At 53.5% G+C, this 1,719-nt stretch carries 1 rRNA gene; it reads left to right on the top strand.

Annotated elements, in window-relative coordinates:
* Nucleotides 1-1,719: ribosomal RNA gene (locus tag ACRYKC_RS20000) — 23S ribosomal RNA — on the top strand; the annotation flags it as partial.

Genomic DNA, 1,719 nt, shown 5'->3' with positions numbered 1-1,719 from the left:
CATAGGTATAGGACGGCACACCCGGGGAACTGAAACATCTCAGTACCCGGAGGAAGAGAAAGCAAATGCGATTTCCCAAGTAGCGGCGAGCGAAACGGAAACAGCCCAAACCAGAGAGCTTGCTCTCTGGGGTTGTAGGACACTCCATTGGAGTTACCAAGAAGGAAGGTAGACGAATCGAGCTGGAAAGCTCAGCCATAGAGGGTAACAGCCCTGTAGTCAAAACCTTCCTTCCTCCGGAGTGGATCCTGAGTACGGCGGAACACGAGGAATTCCGTCGGAATCCGGGAGGACCATCTCCCAAGGCTAAATACTCCCTAGTAACCGATAGTGAACCAGTACCGTGAGGGAAAGGTGAAAAGCACCCCGGAAGGGGAGTGAAAGAGAACCTGAAACCGTGTGCCTACAAGTAGTCGGAGCCCGTTAATGGGTGACGGCGTGCCTTTTGTAGAATGAACCGGCGAGTTACGACCGTATGCGAGGTTAAGCCGCAGAAGCGGAGCCGCAGCGAAAGCGAGTCTGAATAGGGCGAGTGAGTATGCGGTCGTAGACCCGAAACCGTGTGATCTACCCATGTCCAGGATGAAGGTCAGGTAACACTGACTGGAGGTCCGAACCCACGTAAGTTGAAAATTACGGGGATGAGGTGTGGGTAGGGGTGAAATGCCAATCGAACACGGAGATAGCTGGTTCTCTCCGAAATAGCTTTAGGGCTAGCCTCAGGATAGAAAGTCATGGAGGTAGAGCACTGATTGGACGAGGGGCCCCTATCGGGTTACCGAATTCAGTCAAACTCCGAATGCCATCGACTTTGTCCTGGGAGTCAGACCGTGGGTGATAAGGTTCATGGTCGAAAGGGAAACAGCCCAGACCGCCAGCTAAGGTCCCCAAGTGTGTGTTAAGTGGAAAAGGATGTGGAGTTGCTTAGACAACCAGGATGTTGGCTTAGAAGCAGCCATCATTGAAAGAGTGCGTAATAGCTCACTGGTCGAGTGACTCTGCGCCGAAAATGTACCGGGGCTAAACACACCACCGAAGCTGCGGATTGATCTTACGATCAGTGGTAGGAGAGCGTTCTAAGGGCCGTGAAGTCAGACCGTAAGGACTGGTGGAGCGCTTAGAAGTGAGAATGCCGGTATGAGTAGCGAAAAAAGAGTGAGAATCTCTTTCACCGAAAGTCTAAGGTTTCCTGAGGAAGGCTCGTCCTCTCAGGGTTAGTCGGGACCTAAGCCGAGGCCGAAAGGCGTAGGCGATGGACAACAGGTTGATATTCCTGTACCACCTCCTTTCCGTTTGAACGACGGGGGGACGCAGGAGGATAAGGAGAGCGCGCCATTGGATGAGCGCGTCCAAGCAGTGAGACGGTCGGATAGGCAAATCCGTCCGGCAACGTCAAGCTGTGATGGGGAGGGAACTAAAGTACCGAAGCTCCTGAGTTCACACTGCCAAGAAAATCCTCTAGTGAGGAAAGAGGTGCCCGTACCGCAAACCAACACAGGTAGACGAGGAGAGGATCCTAAGGTGAGCGGGAGAACTCTCGTTAAGGAACTCGGCAAAATGACCCCGTAACTTCGGGAGAAGGGGTGCTCCTCTGCCGAGGAGCCGCAGTGAAAAGGCCCAAGCGACTGTTTACCAAAAACACAGGTCTCTGCGAAGCCGTAAGGCGAAGTATAGGGGCTGACACCTGCCCGGTGCTGGAAGGTTAAGGGGATGCGTTAG

The organism is Halobacillus sp. A1-3, assembly GCF_050971765.1.
GTDB lineage: Bacteria > Bacillota > Bacilli > Bacillales > Halobacillaceae > Halobacillus > Halobacillus mangrovi_B.
This window is presented reverse-complemented; position numbering and strand designations above follow the sequence as displayed.